Origin of the sequence: Pseudokineococcus basanitobsidens (assembly GCF_037482545.1) — a bacterium.
GTDB classification, from domain to species: domain Bacteria; phylum Actinomycetota; class Actinomycetes; order Actinomycetales; family Quadrisphaeraceae; genus Pseudokineococcus; species Pseudokineococcus basanitobsidens.
The window spans coordinates 1-13820 of sequence record NZ_JBBIAA010000030.1 but is presented as its reverse complement, the minus strand read 5'-3'; the positions used below and the strand labels follow the sequence as shown (position 1 = coordinate 13820).

Sequence of the window (13820 nt, the reverse complement as noted above, 5' to 3'; positions counted from 1 at the left end):
TCCCGCTGCTGCTGAGGACCCACCCGTCCCACGACGCCGTGGTCCGGTAGGTGCGCGGACGTCGCCTCGTCGTGGACTGATCGGCGCCCGCCGGCCGACCCGGCGCCGCGTCAGCCCGTGCGCACCCACCCGTCGGCGGTGAGCGCGGCCGGGTCGGCCTCCGCGTCGAGCAGGACCTCGCCGCGCGCCTGCACGCGCACGTCGTCGACGACGACGCCGCGGCCCTGGTACAGGGAGTCCGTCGTGTACCGCCACCGCACGAGCAGGTCGCCGTCCCTGTCGTCGGCCGGGCCGGCGGGCAGGCGGCCCGTGACGTCCCACCACGTGCGGTGCCCGTGCGCGGCGAGGACGCCGTCCGGCGCGCTCGTCACGACGCCGGCGACGCCCTGGCCGGGCGCCGTGCGGGCGCGCAGCGGGACCGGCCGCCAGGTCGTGCCGCCGTCCGCGGAGGACTCGACGACGAGCGGGTCCGTGCTCTCGACGTCGACGAGCGCGGCGAAGGACAGCTCGGCGCCGCGGGCGGGGGCGTCGACGGCGGCCTGCAGCACCTGCGTGGAGGCGTCGACGGGCCGCGTCGACCAGGCGTCCTCGCCGACCCGCGGCGGCACCCGCAGCGCCTGGGCGAGCCCGCGGGCGAGCGCCCGCCGGGCCGGGTTGGGCGAGCCGCCGTCGCGGCTCGGGTGCACGCGGTTGGTCAGCAGCAGCGCGAAGGAGCCCGACGGGTAGTCGAGCACCAGGGACGTCCCGGTGTACCCGGTGTGCCCGGCCGTCCGCAGGCTGGACAGCCCGTCCATGTACCAGCGCTGGTCCAGCTCGAACCCGAGGCCGTGGTCGTCGCCGGGGAACTCGGCGTTCTCGTCGGCGAGCATGGCCCGCACCGACCGCTCGGTGAGGATGCGCGTGCCGTCCCCGGCCACGCCGCCGGACAGCAGGGTCTGGGCCAGGACCGCCATGTCGCCGGCCGTCGAGAAGACCCCCGCGTGGCCGGCGACCCCGCCGAGGCTCCAGGCGTTCTCGTCGTGGACCTCGCCCCGCACGACCCCTCGCGGCGGCTCAACCTGCAGCTCGGTCGCCGCCGCGCCCTCGACGGGCGACCCGGGGGTGGCGTACCCGGTCTCGTCCATCCCGAGCGGCTCGGTGATGCCCTCGCGGACGAGGTCGTCGAGACCCTCCCCGGTGACGCGCTCCACGAGCGCGCCGAGCGTGATCATGGAGAGGTCGCTGTAGACGTACGCCGTGCCGGGCGGGTTCTGCAGCGGGGTCGCCAGCGCCCCGCGCAGCCGCGAGGCCGGGTCCGGGTAGTCGCGCCACAGCGGCACGAACGGCGGGAAGCCGGCCGTGTGCGTGAGCAGCTGGCGCACCGTGATGTCGGACTTTCCGGGGCCGCCGACGGCCAGCTCGGGCAGGTAGGTGACGGCGGTCTCGTCGAGGTCGACGCGGCCGGCCTCGACCTGCTGCATCACGACCGTCGACGTGAAGAGCTTCGAGACCGACGCCAGGTCGAAGACCGTGCCCTCGGTCGTCGGCACCTGCTCGTCCGCGGGCAGCTCGGTCGCCTCCGTGGCGCCCGGCGCCCCGGCGTACTGGACGGCGAGGCCACGGGCCTCCTCCGCGACGACGACCCCGCGGTGCCCGACGAGCGCCACGGAGCCCGGGTAGAGGCGCTCGTCCGCCGGCCCGTCCGCCGAGTGCGCGGCCACCTCCTCGAGGGCGGCGTCCAGCGGGGCCGGGTCGAGCCCGACGTCCTGCGGCGACCCCGCACGCAGGGTCGTGGGCGGCGAGAACCCCGTCAGGGGCACGTCGAAGCGTCCCGGCGGCGGCGGGTCGGGCGGCGCGGCCGCGGACGCGGGGCCGGCGAGCGGCCCCACGAGGAGCGCCGCCACGACCGTCGCGAGCAGCCCGACGCCCCGCCGCCCCGGCCCGGGGCCCCTCACGAGAGCCCCCGCGGGTAGCGCAGGTACGGCTGCCGCTGCTCGTCGAAGGCGGCGAGCTCGCCCGCCCACGCGTCGGTGATCTGCCCGACGGACGCGCCGGCGTCGACCATCTCCCGCAGCCGCGTCGAGCCCGACAGCTTGTCGACCCAGAACGGCCGCTGCGGGTCGTAGGCGTCCTCGCGCCAGGCGAAGCCCTCGACGAGCCGCCGCGCCTCGACGAGCATCGCCGTCGCCGTGGTGATCGCGTCGACGCCACCCACCGGGTCGGTCACGTGCAGCTGCAGGCCGCCGCAGACCTCGCCGGCGTGCTTGGAGAAGGTGGGCGTGAAGAAGCAGTCCCGGACCGCCAGGCCGCCCGGGTCGTACCCGGCGACGGCCTGCGCCCACCGCCAGTCGGCGCCCGGCGAGCCGACGGTCTGGAACGGCGTCGTCGTCCCGCGGCCCTCGGACATCAGCGTGCCTTCGAACCAGCAGGTGCCCGTGTACGCGAGCGCGACGTCGGTCGTCGGCACGTTAGGGCTGGGCGGCACCCACGGCAGGCCGGTGTCGTCGTACGGCAGCGTCCCCCGCCACCCGCGCATCGCCACGACCTCGAGGCGGTCCCCGAGCCGGGCGCCACCGGTCTCCTCCGTGATGAGCTCGCCGTCGAGGAAGGCCGCGAGCTCCCCGACCGTCATGCCGTGCTGCTGCACGATCCGCTGGTTGCCGACGAAGGTGCGGAACTCGTCGGTCATCATCGGGCCGCGCGCCTCGCCGCCCACGGGGTTGGGCCGGTCGAGGACGACGAAGCGTCGGCCCGACGTCGCCGCCGCGACCATGGCGTCGTACATCGTCCAGACGTACGTGTAGAAGCGGGCACCGACGTCCTGGATGTCGAAGACGACCGTCTCGACGTCGGCCTCGTCGTACAGCCGGGCGAAGTCGGCGGCGTCCGCGCCGTAGGCGTCGTAGACCGTGACGCCCGTGCGCTCGTCCACGTAGGTGCCCTCCGACGCGCCGGCCTGCGCCGCCCCGCGGAACCCGTGTTCGGGGCCGAGGACGGCGCGCAGGTCGACGGCGCCGCTCGCGGCCATGACGTCGACCTCGTGGCGGAGGTCGGCGAGCACACCCGTCGGGTTCGTGATCACGCCGACCCGCTGGCCCGCGAGCGCGGCGAAGTCGTCGGCGGCCAGCCGCTCGACGCCCGTCTGCACGCGCGGTCGTCGCCGGTCGGTACCGGTGCGCGGGGGCCGCCCCGCCGCGGTCGCCGGCAGGGCTCCGCCCAGCGCCGCCGCCGGGACGGCCGCCGCGCCGGCGCCGAGCGCCCCGAGGAACCCGCGGCGGCTGGCCCCGCCCGTGGCCCGGCCGGTCACCACGTCAGGCCCCAGCCGAGGGGGAGCAGCGTGCTGCCCGGGTCGCCGGCGACGGGCACATCGACGGGCAGCAGGCCCTGCGGCCCGACGTCGCCGTGCACGACGCGGGCGACCGAGGTCAGCGCCACCGGGGTGGACGAGTAGGTCGCCAGCGACGTGGTCACGTCCGGGAGGGCCGCCACGTCGTAGGGGTCGCGCACCGCGACGTGGACGACGGGGACGCCGGTGGCGACGAGGGCCGCGACCAGCCGCTGCTGGGCCGCGCCCGCCACGGGGTCCCACGCGCCCGACGTCGTCACGACGACGAGGTCGGAGCCCCGCGCGGCCCCCGCCGCCGCGGCCACGGCGGCGTCGTCCGGCTGGGTGCCGGTCTGCCGCACGGCGACGCGGTCGCCGTAGGAGGCCATCGCCTCGCCCAGCGCGGCCGTCGTCGACACGCCCCAGCCGGTGACGAGGACGTCGCGCGGCGCGTCGGAGGCCGCCAGCGGCAGCAGGCCGTCGTCGTCACGCAGCACCGTCGTCGTGCGGTCGGTGATCTCCTGCGCCGCGGCGCGGTGCTCCGGGGTGCCGAGCGCGCCCGCGACGGCGGCCGGGTCGACCGTCGGCTCGGCGACGACGCCGCGGCGCCACTTCAGGTGCAGGACCCGCTCGACGCTCTCGTCGAGGCGGTCCTCCGTGAGCCGCCCGGAGGCGACGGCGTCGAGGAGCGCGTCGACGGCCACGCGCGGCTGCGCCGGCATGAGCAGGACGTCGGCGCCCGCCTCGACCGCGCGGACCGCGACCTCGCCGTCGCCGTACCTCGTCCGCACCCCCTCCATCTCGAGGGAGTCGGTGGAGATCACGCCGTCGTAGCCGAGCTCCTCGCGCAGCAGCCCGGTCATGATCGGCTTCGACAGCGTCGCCGGGTCGCCCGAGGGGTCCAGCGACGGGACGACGATGTGCGCCGTCATGACGACGTCGACGCCGGCCTCGACGGCCGCCCGGAAGGGCGGCGCGTCGACCTCCTCCCACTCCTGCCGCGTGTGGTCGATGACGGGCAGCCCGACGTGGCTGTCCACCGCCGTGTCGCCGTGGCCGGGGAAGTGCTTGGCCGCGGCGGCCACCCCGGCGTCCTCCTGGTAACCCTTCACCTGCGCGGCGACCATCTCGCTCGCGAGCGCCGGGTCGGAGCTGAACGACCGCACCCCGATGACGGGGTTGAGCGGGTTGACGTTGACGTCGGCCACCGGCGCGAAGTCCTGCGTGATGCCGACGGCCCGCAGCTCCTGGCCCGTGATCGCCGCCGCCGTGCGGGCGTCCTGCGCGCTGCGGCCGGCGCCGAGCGCCATGTTCCCCGGGAACGCCGTGGCCGGCGGCCCGAGCCGCGTGACGACGCCCTGCTCCTGGTCGGTCGAGATCATCAGCGGGACGCGACGGCCGCTGGTCAGGGCGGCCTCCTGCAGGCCGTTGTCGAGCCGGGCGAGCTGCTCCGGGCCCTGGCTGAAGCTGTCGGTCCACGCGAAGTGGATGACCCCGCCGAGACCGAAGGTCTGCACGACCTCGGCCGGGGTGGCGACCCCGTAGAGCGCGGTGTTGCGGGGGTCCGGCGTCTGCGCCTCGGAGCCGTAGACGTAGCCGGTCATCATCTGGCCGACCTTCTGCTCGAGCGTCATCCGGTGCATCGTCGAGCGGACCCAGAGGTCCTCGCGGCCGCTGCTGGACGACCCGCCGGTCGACGCGCTGCGGGTCGACACGGAGGCGGTCGACACGGTGCCGGTCGACGCGGAGGCGGGGACCGCGGACGCGAGCGAGACGGCAAGCACGAGGGCGAGCGGGAGGCTCGCGGCGGCGAGGAGCCCGCCCCGGCGGCCTCGTCGGGGGGCACGCGGCGCCGAGACGCGCGACGAGCTGGGCTGGTGGGTCATGAGCGCTCCCTGGGAGGTCCGGCGGGGTGACCGTGCCTGCGTCGGCAGCGCGTCGGTGCGCTGCCCGCTAGACCAAAGGACTATGCAACGGTCCGGCACTCCGGTCAAGACCCCCACAACGGACCCGTCGCTCCGGGCCGGAGCCCACCTCCGGCCCGCCGGGCCGGCGACCACGGCGCGGCTGCTGCGGCGAGGCGACCTGCAGAAGTCCGTCCCGCGGGGCGTCCTCCCAGGTCAGGGAGCCGCCTCGAGGTCGGTACCGGACATCTGCAGGTCGCCTCGCGGGCCGGGCGGCGCCACTGAGCCCTGCCGGGCGTCTCAGCGCGCGAAGCAGGAGGTGCGACCGATGCGCTCGGTCGGCGCGAAGCCGGCGGCCCGCAGCTGCAACGCCCGGTCCACCACGCGGTCGAGCAGGTACCGGGGCTCGCCGACGTCGGGGAAGAGCAGGCAGGCCTGGTCGACGTCGAGCGCGTCGAGGGCCGCGAGCTCCTCGTCGTCGGTGGCGTACGTCGGCTCGTTGTTCGCGAACCGCACGAGGGTCAGCCGCTGCTCGTACCGGAAGCCCGGGACGTCCTGCAGCTGGTCGAGGAAGTAGTCGCGCGGCGCCACCGTCTTCACGCGGGTCGTGAGGACGGCGGTCGTGATGGCGTCCTGCTCGGGCAGCAGGACCGTGTCGCCCGGCTCGGCGCGGGCGATGACGTCGCGGGCGACGAGCACCGACCCGGGGCCACGCTTGTACTCCGGGGGCCACGTGGTGCTGACGTCGTTGGCCTCCGTCCAGATGGGCACGCCGGCCACCACGAGCGCGCCCGCGAGGCCGACGGGCACGACGACGCGCCGCCAGCGCCGGCCCCCCGCGGCGAGCCGGGCCCCGAGGACGCCCACGAGGGCGGCCACCGTCGCGACCCAGCTGACGCGCCAGAGGGTCGGGCCGAGGCCGACGAGGTCGTAGCCGAGCTGCGTCACCCCGGGGACGAAGGTCACCCCCACGGCGACCGCGAGCGCGCCCGTCGACACCCGCGCGGCGCGCGAGCGCACGAGCAGCGCCCCCAGCAGCACGGCGGAGACCCCGACGACCGCGACGACGCCGTCCCGGAAGATCTGGTGCCCGAACCACTCGGGGTCGAAGCGGAAGAGCCGCCGGTCGCCGAAGTCGTCCGCCGACCGCCCCCCGACCGCCACCGTCACCGCCCCCGCGGCGAGCGGGTAGGCGCACGTCGCCACCAGGCCCGCCGCGGCCGCCCGCCAGCGCCGCGCCACGAGCAGCGGGAAGACGCCGCCGACGGCGAGGACCGGCACGAGGAACATCCCCGTCGTCGACAGCCCGACCGCGGCGGTGCCCCCGGCGGCCAGGGCCACGAGGTGCCGCCCGGACGAGCGGCCCGCCGCGAGCACGTGCTCGGCGTGCCGGAGCAGCGCGACGAGCAGGAGCGGGACGAGCAGGCAGAGCAGCAGCACCTTGCCCTGCCACAGCCGGATGAGGAACAGGTTGCCCGGGGCGGCGTAGCCCTCCCCGCCGTCGGCGAGCAGGAAGACGAGCGCGAGGCTCAGGGCGAGGCCCACCAGCGGCGTCCGCCACGCCCGCAGCAGCCGCCACAGCGCGAGCACCGACAGGGCCGTCGCCAGCGGCGGCACGACGAGGTAGACGACGGAGGCCGCCGGGACGGACGCGAGGTGGGCGAGCGTCCCCAGCAGGCCGTCGTAGGACGCGACGGGCGGGTAGCTCGTCATGGGGAAGACCTGGTCGGAGAAGATCGTGTCCCGCAGCGGGAAGGTGCCGCGCTCGGCGGTCCACTGGGAGAGGTTCACGTAGTAGAGGTCGTCCGGGTTGGGCCACCGGCTGGCCGCCGCGAGCACCGCCAGGACGGCCGCCCACGCGAGCGCCAGGACGACGCCGGACCGGGGCGCCCGGGCGTCCGCCGTGCCCCCGGCGGGACCGGCGACCGGGGTCGTGGCGGGGGCGCGCAGCCGGACCGACGCCCGCAGCGTCCCGGCGGCCGCGGCCACGAGCCAGGCCGTCGCCACGCTCGGCCACGGCGCCCGCACGGCCAGCAGCACCGCCGTGGTGAGCGCGGCCACGACGGCGAGGACGAGGGCGAGGGCAAGGGCGACACGGCCCCGACGGGGGCGACGGGCGGGCTGGTCCGTGACCACCTCGGTCGGCGCGACGGGCCGCGTCGCGCGCGACCCCCAGCTCGCCCTCCCGCGGCGCCGCACGAGCAGGAGGCCCACGAGCACGAGCGCGGCGACCTCCAGCGGTACCGCGACGCCGACGCCCCAGCCGAGCACGAGGCACAGGTGGTAGACGGGCGTCCACGTCGCGAGCAGCACGACCACCGCGTCGAGCACCCGCTCGACGAGACGCTCGAGCCGCTGCGCCCCCGGGGCCCGGGGCCCACGCCCGGGCGCACGCCCGGACCCACGTCCGGACCCACGTCCGTGCCCACGTCCGTGCCCACGTCCGGGCCCCCCGCCCGGGGGACCGGTCCCCGCGACGGGGCGCGCGAGGGACACCACGGCTCCACGCTAGGTGACGTCGCGCGAGCGAGCGCCCGCTGCCGGGCCACCCACGGCCGCGCCCGGGGCCGGCCGGGGCCGGGGCACCGCTCCGGCCGTCCCCCCGAGGCTCTCCCGCCTACCCTCGCCCCATGTCCTCCCGCCGCGCCGCCGACGTCGGCGCGCCCGGGAGGTCCGGGCCGCGGCCGGGCGTGCTGGCCCGGCACACGGGTCGGATGCTGCGGTACGCCGGCGGCTCCGGCGTCGCGACGGTCTGCAGCGCCGTCGGGTTCTGGCTCGTCTACGCCGTCCTCGACGGCTCCACGACCACGGCCACCGTCCTCGGGTGGCTGGCCGGGGCCGTGCCGAACTACGTCATCAACCGCACCTGGGTGTGGCGCGTGCGCGGCCGGCCGAGCGCCCGCCGCGAGCTGCTGCCCTACGTCGCGGTCGTGCTGCTGACGCTGGCGCTGGCCACCGGGGCGACCGCGCTGACCGAGCGCGTGCTCGAGGCCCTCGGGGCGACCGACGCCGTCCGGGTCCTCGGCGTCAACGCGGCCTTCCTCGGCGTCTACGCGCTCATGGCCCTGGTCCGCTACGTCGTCCTGCACCAGCTGTTCCGCCGCCTGCCCGGAACCCGCACCCCCACCGGGCCCACCGCTGGCCCCACCACCACGCCCACCACCACGCCCACCACCGGGCCCCGACCCGAGGACGCCGCATGAGCGAGCCCAGCACGAGCGAGCCCGGCACGAGCGGCCGCGACGCCGCGCAGGACGGCCCCGGGGACGAGGGTGCCGGCGCCTTCGCGCAGGCGACCGGGCGCAGCCTCGAGGAGGGCTCGGGTGCCGCCCAGCCGAACTACAAGGCGTACCAGCTGGAGCTCATGCGACCGCACGTCGGACGCTCGCTGCTCGAGGTCGGGGCGGGCCTCGGCGAGCTCGCCGCCACCTTCGCCGCGGGCATGGACCTGGAGCGGCACGTCGTCACCGACGTCGACCCGGGCGCCGTCGCGCAGATCGCCCGGCGGTTCGCGGACCGCCCCGAGGTGGAGGCGCGGCGCCTGGACCTCGACGGCGACCTGCCCGACATCGGGACGCCGGTCGCGACGGTGCTGGCCTCGAACGTCCTCGAGCACCTCGAGGACGACGCGGGGGCGCTGCGGCGGCTGTCGGGACTCGTCGAGCCCGGCGGGACGGTCGTCATGTTCGTGCCCGGCTACATGCAGCTCTACGGCGACTTCGACCGGCGGGTGGGCCACGTCCGGCGCTACACGCCCGCGACGCTGCGCGCCGCCTTCGACGGCGCCGGCCTCACGACCCGGCTCGTCACGCCCGTCAACATGCTCGGCGGGATCGCCTGGTGGGCCGCCGTGCGCCGCGGCGGGGTGGGGACGCCGAGGCCGGGCCTCGTGACGGTCTACGACCGCGTCGTCGTCCCGGTCACCCGGGTGCTGGAGAAGGTCGTCACGCCACCGTTCGGCCAGTCCGTGCTCGGCGTCGCCGAGGTACCTGCACGCCGGTAGCCGCACGCCGAGGACCCGCACGCCGGGAGCCGGGGCGGGGCGGGCTCAGGTCGGCGGCCCCGCGCCGCGACGGCGCAGGGCCGACAGGCCCAGGACGCCGGCGGCGGGCAGCAGCAGGACGCCGGGCAGCTGGTAGCGCCAGATGAACTCCGTGGTGATCGCCGGCAGCAGCGACAGCCCGAGGCCGACGAGCACGAGCAGCAGGACGTACGGGCGCGCCGCACCGCTGCGCCGGGACGCGGCGCCCACGACGCCGAGGAGGAGCCCGAGCAGGACGAGCGGCCCGGGCGTGTAGCCGACCCGCTGGTAGTCGACGAGGAGGTCCGCCCACGGCTGCACGGGCGCGGGCGGTGCGCCGCCGTAGCGGGCCCAGCCCATCCGGGTCCAGGGGGACGACGCCGGGTCGAGGTAGTTCGCGAAGCGCCACTTGAAGGTGGTGTTGTACTCGTAGCGGTCGACGCGCACGGGGTCGAAACCCAGGACCGAGTCACGCAGCACGACGCCGGCGTAGTCCAGCGGCTGGGCGGCCAGCGCCTGCCGGGCGAAGTCGCGCAGCACCTCCTCCCGGTCCACGCCGGGGGGGACGGCGAGGGACTGCGCGCCCTCGCCGATCTGGTACCAGCCGTAGTCGGTGGGGTCCCGACGCTCGCCGACCGGCTCGCGCGGGCAGAGCACCCGCGCGTACGGCTCGAGGTCGAGCCGGTCGCACTCCACGAACGTCGTCGTCCGCATGTAGGCGGACGTCCCGCCGATCCCGGAGAGCGCGTACGTCCCGTACGTGCCGTGGTACCAGGAGGCGTAGGCGCCGACGGGCACGAGGAAGCCGACGACGAGCAGCAGCGCCGGCACGACCCGCCGCCACCGGCCGGCCGCGGCGAGCAGGCAGAAGAGCGCGCCCGCGAGCACGAGGGGGGTGCCGACCTGCCGGACGACCGTGGCGAGCCCCATCACCAGCCCGGCGGCCAGCGCGACCCCGGGCGAGGGCCGCGCGCGCCACCCGAGGAGGACGACGGCGAGCACGACGAGGTCGAGGAAGAGCGCGTCGCTCAGCGTCGTGTGCTCGAGCAGCAGCACCATCGCGTCGAGCAGGAGCGGCAGCGCGGCGACGGCGGCCCACCACCGGCCCACCCCCCAGCGCCGCAGGACGGCGTAGAGGGCGGTGGCGACGGCGAGCCCCAGCACGTGCTGCACCGTGGTGAACAGCGCGAGGGAGTCGGCCACCCGCGACAGCGGCCAGAGCAGGAGCAGCCCGTAGCCGTCCGGTCGCTCGACGCTCGGCGAGACGTCGTCGAGGAAGGTGAGGTAGCCGGGCGCGTCGCTCACCATGACGGCGCCGGGGAAGGCCACCGCGACGACGACGCGCAGGCCCACGCCCAGCAGCAGCGCGACGAGGAAGGGCGCGTGGTCGGCGAGCCGGCGCCGGCGCCGGGGGAGGTCGACGGGCGACGCCCCGGGCACCCCGGGCGCTCGGCGCACGCCGGTCGTCGTCACCGCACCAGGGTGCGGCATGCGACGGGTCACGTCACGCGTCGGTCTCGGACGGGGGACGGGCGTCACCCGCGCCGCAGCGCCGGCGCGACGTCGTCGGCCGGGCTCAGCAGGCCCTCGCGCCACCACGTGCCGAGGACGACGCGGGCGTAGCGGGAGCCGTAGACGAGGTTCTTCCCCTTCTTGCTGGCGCCGGCCGACCGCACGCGCATGGTCGCCGGCACCTCCCGGACGCGGTAGCCGTGGGAGAGGACGCCGAGCATGAGCTCGGAGGACTGGTACTGCGGCTGCCGCAGCGTCACGACGCCCGTGAGGTCGGCGCGCATGGCGCGCAGCCCGAAGGACGTGTCCGTCACCCAGGTGCCCGACACCGCGCTGACGACCCACGCGAAGACGTGCACGCCCGTGCGCCGGACCCGGTCGCGCGTGTGCTGGCGCCCCAGGCGGCGGGACCCGCTGACGAAGTCGGCCTCCCCGGCGAGCACGGGGGCCAGGACGGCGGGCACGTCGGCGACGTCGTACTGGCCGTCCGCGTCGGTCGTGACGACGTAGCGCGCGCCGTGCTCACGGGCGACGCGGTACCCGAGCCGCAGCGCGGCGCCCTGCCCGCGGTTGACGGGGCAGGCGACCGCGAGCGCGCGGCCGGAGGCGGCGACCGCCTCGGCGGTGCCGTCGGTGCTGCCGTCGTCGACGACGACGACCGCGGTCCGCAGCCCGCACACCTCCTCGGGCAGGCCCGCGAGCACGGCGCCGATGCCGGGCGCCTCGTCGTAGGCCGCGATGACGACGGCCACGGGCGGCAGGCCGGTGGTGAGGAGCTCGGGGTGGCGGGCGTGCAGGTCCGCCAGGGCCGCGCGGTCGACGTCGTCCGCGGGCACGGGCCCCGAGCGCCGGCCCCGGCGCCCCCGCAGGAGCGCCGTCAGCCCGAGCGCCCCCGCCACCGGCAGGAGGGCCGGCGCCGGCAGGGCCGCGGCCGGCGTCACCCCGTCGACGAGCAGACCGGCGGCGACGAGCGCCGGCACGACGACGAGCGCGCCGGCGACCCGGCGCGACGCCGAGGGTCGCGCCCGTCCGAGGCCCAGCACCGCCGCGAGCGCGAGCAGCGCGCCGACCGCCGCGACGACCGTCTCGGTCGTGACGGGAGGGGTCGCGGCGGCGCCGACGAGCGCGCCGACGTCGTCGACCCGGGGCCCGGCGAAGGGCTGCAGCAGCGCGAGCGGTCCCCGGTCGCCCCCCGGGGACAGGGCCAGCAGCAGCACCGAGGCGGCGAGGGCCGCGGCCAGGGCGCCGACCGACGCCAGCAGGCCGGAACGAGCCGTCCACAGGGCCGCGGCGGGCACCGCGGCGGCGCACAGGACCAGCGCCGGCTCGAGCACCCCGCGCCCGGCGGCGTCGACCTGCGCCGGACCGACCGCGAGCGGCAGCACCGCCGCCGCCGACAGCCACCGCCAGGTGCCCCAGCGCTGGGCGAGGACCGCCAGCACCAGCGCGGCGGCGAGGCCGAGGGCGTGGGCGGCGACGAGCTCGACGCCGGAGGCGACCGTGGGCGCCGTCGTCGCGCGCACCGCGGCGCCGAGGGCGAGCACGACCACGAGCGGCGCCTGCGGGAGCACCCACGAGCCGGGCGTGCCCGCGACGGCCCGCGCCGGCCCCGTCCCGGTGGCGTCGCCCCGGGAGGCGCGGGAGGCGCGGCGGCGACCCGGCCCCCGCCGACCGCGGCGGGCGCCGTCCGTCGTCGTCACCTCCTGCGTCGCGACCACCTCAGGCGGTGCCGCCGACGGCGACGGGCCGGAGGTCGGGCCGGAAGTCGGGCCAGACGCCGGCCATGCCGTCGGCGAGCGCCGTCGTCGGCGCGTAGCCGAGGGAGCGGGCGCGGGTCACGTCGACGACGACGGCGGGCATCTCGCCGGGCCGCGCGGGCTGGTGCTCGACGGGGATCTCGGCGCCCGTGGCCTCACGGGCCGCCGCGACCATCTCGTTGACCGTGTACGAGCGGGCGCCGCCGACGATCGTCGGGCCGCTGGGCCAGCCGAGCGCGGCCTGCGCGAGGGCGCCCGCGGCGTCGGCGACGTGCACGAGGTCGCGCCGCTGCTCGCCGTCGCCGTAGACGACGACGCCGTCCCCCTGCGCGGCCGCCCGCATGAGCCGGGGCACGAAGGAGTCCTTGGCCCGCATCCCCGGCCCGTAGACGTTGGTGAGGCGGACGGCGGGCGCGCGCAGGCCGAAGGCGCCCGCGTAGCCGGACAGCAGCATCTCGCCGGCCGCCTTGGTGGCGCCGTACGGCGTCAGCGGGCGCAGCGGCAGGTCCTCGGTGATGACGCCCGCGCCCACGTCCCCGACCACGGCGTTCGTCGAGGCGAGGGCGAAGGCCCCCACGTCGCGGGTGCGGCAGAGCTCGAGCAGGCCCGCGGTGGCGGCGACGTTGAGGTCGAGCGTCTCGGCGGGCCTCTCCACGGAGCCGAGGACCGACGTCACCGCCGCCAGGTGCACGACCGCGTCGAGGCCCGGCCGGACGGCGCGCTCGCGCACCGCCGGGTCGCAGAGGTCCCCGACGACGGTCGGCACGTCCGGGTGCGGCGTGCGGTCGACGGCGCAGACCTCGGCCCCCGCCGCCCGCAGCGCCTCGACGACGTGGCGGCCGACGAAGCCCGAGGCCCCCGTCACGAGGACCCGGGCGCTCACGACCCGGACAGCCGCAGCGCCGGCGCCTGGTTGGCCGCGCGCCGCCAGTCGACGACCGGCTTCATGGCCTCGCGGTCCACGCGCCCGGCGTTCTCCTCGATGACCTTGAACATCGAGGTCAGCAGCGTGTCGGAGAGCTTGTGCGGCTGCAGGCCGAGGGACTCCAGCGCCGTGTGCACGAAGCCGTAGTAGTGGTCCTCGATCTCCACCCGCGGGTTGTCGACGTTGACGACCTCGGCGACGCCCGGGTAGGCGTCCGAGACCGTCCTCGCCATCTCGGCGAGCGAGAAGGACTCCGTCGCCTGGTTGAAGACGCGGAACTCGCCGCGGTCGGCCGGGTTCTCGCAGGCGAGGCGGACGCACTCCACGGTGTCGCGGATGTCGATGGTCGCCCGCGTCTGCGAGCCGCCGCCGTAGACGGTGAGCGGCTCGCCGAGGA

The 13820-nt window shown here is 77.1% G+C and carries 9 protein-coding genes and 1 pseudogene; 2 read left to right on the top strand and 8 right to left on the bottom strand.

Features of this window, described 5'->3' with window-relative positions; all coding sequences use genetic code 11:
• Window positions 1-110 precede the first annotated feature (110 nt).
• The 4 genes from WDZ17_RS15460 to WDZ17_RS15445 all read right to left on the bottom strand — a co-directional run bounded on the left by WDZ17_RS15460 (window position 111) and on the right by WDZ17_RS15445 (window position 7539).
• Window positions 111-1934 (bottom strand): serine hydrolase domain-containing protein, encoded by a 1824-nt coding sequence (locus tag WDZ17_RS15460; protein WP_339576076.1) that lies wholly within the window; start codon window positions 1932-1934, stop codon window positions 111-113.
• A complete protein-coding gene (locus tag WDZ17_RS15455; protein ID WP_339576075.1) occupies window positions 1931-3286 on the bottom strand; it encodes an exo-beta-N-acetylmuramidase NamZ family protein in 1356 nt (451 codons plus the stop codon). Before WDZ17_RS15455 ends, WDZ17_RS15460 begins: the two co-directional genes overlap by 4 nt.
• On the bottom strand, window positions 3283-5190 hold the full coding sequence (locus WDZ17_RS15450; RefSeq protein WP_339576074.1) for a glycoside hydrolase family 3 protein: 1908 nt from the start codon (window positions 5188-5190) through the stop codon (window positions 3283-3285). The genes WDZ17_RS15455 and WDZ17_RS15450 overlap by 4 nt, the downstream gene beginning before the upstream one ends.
• 318 nt (window positions 5191-5508) lie before the next feature.
• A complete protein-coding gene (locus WDZ17_RS15445; RefSeq protein WP_339576073.1) occupies window positions 5509-7539 on the bottom strand; it encodes a DUF6077 domain-containing protein in 2031 nt (676 codons plus the stop codon).
• 299 nt (window positions 7540-7838) lie between these two features.
• Here WDZ17_RS15445 and WDZ17_RS15440 point away from each other — a divergent pair, with 299 nt between their 5' ends.
• Together WDZ17_RS15440 and WDZ17_RS15435 are read left to right on the top strand one after the other, a co-directional pair.
• Window positions 7839-8411 carry a GtrA family protein gene (locus WDZ17_RS15440; RefSeq protein ID WP_339576072.1) on the top strand — a complete coding sequence of 191 codons (573 nt, stop codon included), beginning with the start codon at window positions 7839-7841 and terminating at the stop codon, window positions 8409-8411.
• The gene (locus WDZ17_RS15435) at window positions 8408-9211 is read left to right on the top strand and encodes a class I SAM-dependent methyltransferase (RefSeq protein WP_339576071.1); all 804 of its coding nucleotides are present in this window, start codon (window positions 8408-8410) and stop codon (window positions 9209-9211) included. The genes WDZ17_RS15440 and WDZ17_RS15435 overlap by 4 nt, the downstream gene beginning before the upstream one ends.
• Window positions 9212-9256: 45 nt before the next feature.
• Here WDZ17_RS15435 and WDZ17_RS15430 read toward each other — a convergent pair whose 3' ends face one another.
• The 4 genes and pseudogenes from WDZ17_RS15430 to WDZ17_RS15415 form a co-directional block, all read right to left on the bottom strand.
• Complete coding sequence (locus WDZ17_RS15430; RefSeq protein WP_339576070.1) at window positions 9257-10702, bottom strand: hypothetical protein; 1446 nt, start codon at window positions 10700-10702, stop codon at window positions 9257-9259.
• A 62-nt stretch (window positions 10703-10764) separates the two neighbouring features.
• Window positions 10765-12441: a glycosyltransferase family 2 protein gene (locus tag WDZ17_RS15425; RefSeq protein ID WP_339576069.1), complete on the bottom strand. Its 1677-nt coding sequence runs from the start codon at window positions 12439-12441 to the stop codon at window positions 10765-10767.
• A gap of 19 nt (window positions 12442-12460) precedes the next feature.
• Window positions 12461-13381, bottom strand: a complete 921-nt coding sequence (locus WDZ17_RS15420; protein ID WP_339576068.1) for an NAD-dependent epimerase/dehydratase family protein — start codon at window positions 13379-13381, stop codon at window positions 12461-12463.
• Window positions 13378-13820, bottom strand: a pseudogene (locus WDZ17_RS15415) (NAD-dependent dehydratase); the annotation flags it as partial. The gene WDZ17_RS15420 and the pseudogene WDZ17_RS15415, both read right to left, overlap by 4 nt.

Bases quoted from the DNA above. Each gene is read 5' to 3' on its own strand.
- WDZ17_RS15450 (WP_339576074.1), bottom strand. From the start codon at position 5,190: ATGACCCACCAGCCCAGCTCGTCGCGCGTCTCGGCGCCGCGTGCCCCC.
- WDZ17_RS15440 (WP_339576072.1), top strand. From the start codon at position 7,839: ATGTCCTCCCGCCGCGCCGCCGACGTCGGCGCGCCCGGGAGGTCCGGG.
- WDZ17_RS15435 (WP_339576071.1), top strand. From the start codon at position 8,408: ATGAGCGAGCCCAGCACGAGCGAGCCCGGCACGAGCGGCCGCGACGCC.